At 71.2% G+C, this 6,537-nt stretch carries 6 protein-coding genes and 1 tRNA gene; 5 read left to right on the top strand and 2 right to left on the bottom strand.

The window, feature by feature from the left end; translation table 11 throughout:
• Positions 1–212 precede the first annotated feature (212 nt).
• The 5 genes from ACH4KB_RS34190 to ACH4KB_RS34170 all read left to right on the top strand — a co-directional run bounded on the left by ACH4KB_RS34190 (position 213) and on the right by ACH4KB_RS34170 (position 5,644).
• A complete protein-coding gene (locus tag ACH4KB_RS34190) occupies positions 213–1,211 on the top strand; it encodes a carbohydrate ABC transporter permease (protein ID WP_398070362.1) in 999 nt (332 codons plus the stop codon).
• 14 nt (positions 1,212–1,225) lie between these two features.
• A complete protein-coding gene (locus ACH4KB_RS34185) occupies positions 1,226–2,146 on the top strand; it encodes a carbohydrate ABC transporter permease (RefSeq protein ID WP_398070360.1) in 921 nt (306 codons plus the stop codon).
• Between the two features lie 62 nt (positions 2,147–2,208).
• On the top strand, positions 2,209–3,678 hold the full coding sequence (locus ACH4KB_RS34180; protein ID WP_398070358.1) for a GH1 family beta-glucosidase: 1,470 nt from the start codon (positions 2,209–2,211) through the stop codon (positions 3,676–3,678).
• Between the two features lie 180 nt (positions 3,679–3,858).
• A complete protein-coding gene (locus ACH4KB_RS34175) occupies positions 3,859–4,896 on the top strand; it encodes a LacI family DNA-binding transcriptional regulator (RefSeq protein WP_398070356.1) in 1,038 nt (345 codons plus the stop codon).
• 157 nt (positions 4,897–5,053) lie between these two features.
• Complete coding sequence (locus ACH4KB_RS34170) at positions 5,054–5,644, top strand: lytic polysaccharide monooxygenase (protein WP_398070354.1); 591 nt, start codon at positions 5,054–5,056, stop codon at positions 5,642–5,644.
• 93 nt (positions 5,645–5,737) lie between these two features.
• Here the strand turns inward: ACH4KB_RS34170 and ACH4KB_RS34165 are convergent.
• Positions 5,738–5,810, bottom strand: a tRNA-His gene (locus ACH4KB_RS34165).
• Between the two features lie 120 nt (positions 5,811–5,930).
• The gene (gene orn, locus ACH4KB_RS34160) at positions 5,931–6,536 is read right to left on the bottom strand and encodes an oligoribonuclease (protein ID WP_398070352.1); all 606 of its coding nucleotides are present in this window, start codon (positions 6,534–6,536) and stop codon (positions 5,931–5,933) included.
• Between the last annotated feature and the right edge of the window lies 1 nt (position 6,537).

The raw sequence follows: 6,537 nt of genomic DNA, 5'->3' as shown, positions 1-6,537 counted from the left end.
GCGGGGGGGCGGGGGGGGGGGCGTCCCACCAACTCCCCATGGGCCCCCACCCCCCGGGCGGGGGGGGGGGGGGCCCCGGCGGGGGGGGGGGGGGGCCCCCCCCCCCCCCCCCGCCGCCCGCCCGCCCCTCCAGCCGCCCCGCCCCTCCAGCTGCCCGCCCCTCCAGCCGCCCCGGCCGTCCGTCGGCGCACCCAGGGAAGGACTCCCCGCCCGTGGCAACCTCGACCCCCACCCGGGATGCGTACGCGACCCCGCCCCGTGACCCGAAGAAGGAACCACCCAGCGCACGGCGGCAGTTGTGGCGCAGCCGACTGTGGCGGTTCGACGACAAGGCGTCCCCGTACGCGTACATCGCCCCGTTCTTCCTCGTCTTCGGGGCCTTCGGGCTCTACCCCCTCCTCTACACCGGCTGGATCGCCCTGCACCGGGTGGAGATGACCGGCCTGGACTCGATGGAGTGGGTGGGCTGGGAGAACTTCGACAAGATCCTGCACGACCCCGAGTTCTGGACCTCGGTCAGCAACACGTTCCTGATCGGCGTCATCTCCACCGTCCCGCAGCTCCTGGTCGCCCTCGGCCTGGCCCACCTCCTCAACTACAAGCTGCGGGCGAGCACGTTCTGGCGCACGATCATCCTCACCCCGTACGCGACCTCGGTCGCCTCGGCCGCCCTCGTCTTCGCCCTGGTGTTCCGGGCCGACGGCGGACTGCTGAACTGGACGCTCGGCCTGGTCGGTTTCGATCCGGTCAACTGGGCCAACGGGCACTGGACGTCGAAGCTGGCGATCTCGATCATCGTCATCTGGCGCTGGACCGGCTACAACGCGCTGATCTACCTCGCCGCGATGCAGGCCGTCCCCAACGACCTCTACGAAGCGGCCTCGTTGGACGGCGCCTCGCGCTGGCAGCAGTTCCGCAAGGTCACTATCCCCTCGCTGCGGCCGACGATCCTGTTCACCATCGTCATCTCCACCATCGGCTCCATGCAGCTCTTCGGTGAGCCGCTGCTGCTGGAGGGCGGCGCGCTGGGCGCCACCGGCGGCAACGAGAACCAGTACGAGACACTCAGCATCTACCTCTACAACTACGGCTGGAACCTCGGACATCTCGGTCCGGCCGCCGCCGTCGCCTGGGCGATGCTCGCCCTCCTCCTCCTCATCGCCGCGGCCAACTGGTTCATCGGCCGATTCGTCCGCAAGTCCGCGGTCTGACCGGGAGCGCATCCATGACCATGACCAGCCCCACGCACACCGCCCCCGTGAAGCTCGCGCCGGCCCCGAAGGGCGGCGCCCCGCAGCGACCGAGCCGCTTCCGGATGGGCGCCGGACAGCAGATGAAGGGCGGCCCGTTCGCGTACATCGCGCTCGCCGTCGTCGGCTTCGGCTCGCTGCTGCCGCTCTACTGGACCCTGGTCGCGGCCTCCCGCACCCAGGACGAGGTCCTCGCCTCCACCCCGCCGTTCTTCCCGGGCGGCAAGCTGCTGGAGAACGTCCAGACCGCCTGGGAACAGGCCAACCTGGGCAAGGCGATCCTCAACAGCGTCATCGTCTCGTCCTCGATCACCCTCGCGACGCTCTTCTTCTGCACGCTCGCCGGATACGCGTTCGCCAAGATGCGGTTCCGGGGCCGCGGCTGGCTGATGACCGCGGTCATCGCCACCCTCACCATCCCGCCGCAGCTCAGCGTCGTCCCGCTGTTCATGATGATGTCCGGCCTCGGCTGGGGCGGGCAGCTCGAATCGGTGATCTTCCCGACGCTGGTGAGCGCGTTCGGCGTGTTCTTCATGCGGCAGTACCTGATCGAGGCGCTGCCGTACGAGCTGATCGAGGCGGCCAAGATCGACGGTGCGAACAACCTCCGCATCGTGGTGAGCGTGGTGCTGCCGGTGGCCCGCCCCGCGATGATGGTGCTCGGGATGCTCACCTTCGTCCAGGCGTGGAACGACTTCTTCTGGCCCTACCTCGCCCTCAACCAGCAGAACCCGACCCTTCAGGTGGCCCTCGGCCAGCTCAGCGCCTCGTACACCCCCGACCAGTCCATCGTGATGGCGGGCGCGCTGATCAGCACGCTGCCGCTGCTGGTGGTGTTCGTGGTCTTCGGCAAGAAGATCGTCGGCGGGATCATGTCCGGCGCGGTGAAGGGCTGACCCCCTTCCCACCCCCTTTTCTCTCACCTCTCACCCCTCACCTTCCCCTGGGAGCGCTCCCTATGACAGCCGTCCGACCTGACACGGTCCCGCAGCAGGCACCCGCCGCCACGGCCCCCTTCCCGACCGGTTTCCTCTGGGGCGCGGCCACCGCCGCGTACCAGGTGGAGGGTGCGGCCGCCGAGCTGGGCCGCACGCCCTCCATCTGGGACACCTTCAGCCACACGCCCGGCCGGACCCTCGGCGGGGACACCGGCGACGTGGCGGCCGACCACTTCCACCGCTACCGCGACGACGTCGCCCTGATGAAGCGCCTCGGACTCCAGGCGTACCGCTTCTCGATCTCCTGGTCCCGCGTCCAGCCCACCGGCCGGGGCCCCGCCGTGGAACGCGGTCTCGACTTCTACCGGTCGCTCGTCGACGAGCTGCTGCTCGCCGGCATCAAGCCCGTCGCCACGCTCTACCACTGGGACCTGCCGCAGGAGTTGGAGGACGCGGGCGGCTGGCCCGAGCGCGCGACGGCCGAACGGTTCGCGGACTACGCGGCCATCATGGCCCGGGCCCTGGGCGACCGCGTGGGCATGTGGACCACACTGAACGAGCCCTGGTGCTCGGCCTTCCTCGGTTACGGCTCCGGGGTCCACGCCCCTGGCCGCACCGAACCGGCCGCCGCGCTGCGGGCCGCCCACCATCTCAACCTCGCCCACGGCCGGGCGACCGAGGCGCTGCGCGCCAACCTCCCCGCTGCCGCGCAGACCTCGGTCACCCTCAACCTCCACCAGGTGCGCCCGCTGACCGGCAGCGAGGCGGACGCGGACGCGGCCCGCCGGATCGACGCGGTGGGCAACCGCGTCTTCACCGGCCCGATGCTGAAGGGCGCGTACCCGCAGGACCTGCTGGCCGACACCGAGCGGATCGTGAACTGGACCGAGTTGGTCCGGGAGGGCGACCTCGCCGCCATCGCCGCCCCGATCGACGTGCTCGGCGTCAACTACTACACGCCCACCATCGTGAGCGCGTCGCCCTCCGGCGCCGGGGACACCCGCAACGACGGCCACGGCAGCAGCGAGCACTCCCCGTGGCCCGGCTCGGAACACGTGGCCTTCCACCTCGCCGAGGGCCGGCCGGTCACCGCGATGAACTGGTCGGTCAAGCCGGAGGGCCTGTACGACCTCCTCATGGACGTCTCGCGCGAGCACCCGGACCTGCCGCTGATGGTCACCGAGAACGGCGCGGCCTTCGACGACGCCCCGGACGAGGACGGCCGGGTCCACGACCCGGAGCGGATCGCCTATCTGCGGGGCCACCTGGAGGCGGTACGCCGGGCGGCGGCCGACGGGGCAGACGTACGGGGCTACTTCCTCTGGTCCCTGATGGACAACTTCGAGTGGGGCTACGGCTACGCGAAGCGCTTCGGCGCGGTCTACATCGACTACGAGACCCAGCGCCGCACGCCGAAGTCCAGCGCCCACTGGTACGGCGACGTGATCGCCCGCCACGCGCTGCCCCCGGCCGAGGGCCCGGACGCCTGACCCGGTGAGAGCACGGTGAAAGGCGGTGGGCCCGGTCGATCCCGACCGGGCCCACCGCCTTTTCGTTCCCCGCTTGGGAGCGCTCCCAATACACTGTCCGTACGCTCGTCGTGGTGATCGGTCCAGGACTTGGATTGACTGTACGGCTGTGAGAAATTGACCGGGAACGGGGAGGCGGCCATGGCGGCAGCGCGAGTACGGAGCGGCGGGCGGCCCACGCTCGAAGAGGTGGCGGCACGGGCCGGGGTCGGCCGGGGCACCGCCTCGCGGGTCATCAACGGCTCGCCCCGGGTCAGCGACGCGACCCGGCAGGCGGTCGAGGCGGCCGTGGCCGACCTGGGGTACGTCCCCAACCGGGCCGCCCGCGCCCTGGCGGGCAACCGCACCGACGCCATCGCACTGGTGGTGCCCGAGCCGGAGACCCGCTTCTTCGCCGAGCCGTACTTCTCCGCGATCGTGCGCGGCGTCGGCGCGGCGCTGGCCGACACCGAGATGCAGCTGCTCCTCACCCTCGTCGGCAACGACCGAGAGCGCCGCCGGCTCGCCCAGTACCTCACCGCCCACCGCGTCGACGGGGTACTCCTGGTCGCCGTGCACGCCGACGACCCGCTGCCGGAGCTCCTGGAGCAGCTGGGCATGCCCTGCGTGATCAGCGGCGCCCGGGACGCGGCCGAGACGCTGCCCTCGGTCGACTCCGACAACTTCGGGGGCGGGCGGGCCGCCGTCGAGCACCTGGTCTCCCGGGGCCGCCGCCAGGTGGCCACGATCACCGGCCGCCTGGAGGTCTACGGCGCCCAGCGCCGCCTGGACGGCTACCGCGCGGCGGTCTCCGCCGCCGGCCTGGCCCCCGACGAGCGCCTCATCGCCCCCGCCGACTTCACCGAGGAGGGCGGCGCGCAGGCCATGCGCGACCTCCTGGCCCGCCGCCCCGGCCTCGACGCGGTCTTCGTCGCCTCCGACGTGATGGCCGCGGGCGCCCGCCAGGTCCTGCGCGAGGCGGACCGCCGCATCCCCGAGGACGTGGCCCTGATCGGCTTCGACGACTCGGTGGTCGCCCGCCACATGCACCCGGCCCTCACCAGCGTCCGCCAGCCCATCGAGGAGATGGGCCGCCGGATGACGCGGCTCCTCCTGGACGAGATCGCGGGCCGGACCCCGGGCGACGAGCGCCCTTCGCTGGTACTGCCCACGGAGCTGGTGGTCCGCGACTCGTCGTGACGGTCGGCCGGGGTCGGTCGTTCGGGTGTCTTTCAATGGTATGGACATGACCAATAGACAGGACTAGCCTCCGTCTTGGTCTAGACCAAGGTGCGGTGAGCCGCCGCACGCCGGTCCATCTGTCCGCACGCTCCACCCCTCACCCCAGGAGCACCACATGCGCAGAAAGATCACCTCCTTACTCCTCGGCCTCGGCATCGCCGGAGCCTCCCTGCTGGCCACCTCCGGCAGCGCGCAGAGCCATGGGTACACCGACTCGCCGGTCAGCAGGCAGCAGCTCTGCGGCAACGGCACCGTCCGCGACTGCGGGCAGATCCAGTGGGAGCCGCCGAGCGTCGAGGGCCCCAAGGGCTTCCCGGCGCGCGGTCCCCGCGACGGTCTGATCTGCGCCGGGGGCAACCAGCGGTTCGCCGAGCTGGACGACCCGCGCGGCGGAGCCTGGCCCGCCTCCGACGTGAGCGCCGGGGCGAGCCACACCTTCCGCTGGCGGATCGCCGCCCGGCACGCCACCACCGACTTCCGGTACTACGTCACCAATGACGGCTACGACCCGTCGAAGCCCCTGACCCGGGCCGACCTGGACCCGCAGCCCTTCCTCACCGTGCCCTTCGGCGGCCGGCAGCCCGGATCGACGGTCACGCACGCGGGCAACCTGCCGCAGAAGTCGGGCAAGCACCTGATCCTCGGCGTCTGGACCATCGCGGACACCGGCAACGCCTTCTACGCCTGCTCCGACGTCACCTTCTGAGCGACCGGGCGCCTGAGCGCCTGAGCAACCGGGCGGCACCGCCCCACCGCATGAAGAAGAGCCCCGGTCCGAAGACCGGGGCCCTTCCATCAGGGTGAGTAACGGGACTTGAACCCGCGACATCCTGGACCACAACCAGGTGCTCTGCCAGCTGAGCTATACCCACCATGTCGCCCGGTCGTTTCCGACCGGCCGAGAAAAAGTGTACAGGGTCCGGGAGGGTGCTCGCGCCCCCGTTTCCCGGGGCCGGTCCACGGGCGCGTCTGCGCCCGTGACCAGCGGGTTCCTACGGTGCGGCCGGAGCCGACAAGCGCGCCGCGATCTCCTTGGCACGCTCGGAGTCCGGGCCGGGCTGCGGCACGAAGACCGCCTCCCGGTAGTAGCGGAGCTCCGTGATGGAGTCACGGATGTCCGCCAGCGCCCGGTGGTTGCCGTTCTTGGCCGGGCTGTTGAAGTACGCCCGGGGATACCAGCGCCGGGCCAGCTCCTTGACCGAGGACACGTCCACGATCCGGTAGTGGAGGTAGCCCTCCAACTTCCGCATGTCCCGCGCCAGGAACCCCCGGTCGGTACCGACCGAGTTTCCGCAGAGCGGGGCCTTGCCGGGCTCCTTCACATGTTCACGGACGTAGGCCAGGACCTGCTCCTCGGCGTCCGCCAGGGTAATACCCCCGGCCAGCTCGTCGAGGAGGCCCGAGGCGGTGTGCATCTGCCGCACCACCTCGGGCATGGTCTCCAGGGCCGCGTCCGGCGGGCGGATCACGATGTCCACCCCTTCGCCGAGCACGTTCAGCTCCGAGTCGGTGACCAGGGCGGCCACCTCGATGAGTGCGTCGTCCGTCAACGAGAGCCCGGTCATCTCGCAGTCGATCCACACCATGCGGTCGTTCATG

The organism is Streptomyces sp. NPDC017520 (assembly GCF_044329855.1).
Taxonomy (GTDB): Bacteria; Actinomycetota; Actinomycetes; order Streptomycetales; family Streptomycetaceae; genus Streptomyces.
Note: the sequence above shows the minus strand (reverse complement) of the source record. Positions and strands in the feature narration are given on the sequence as shown.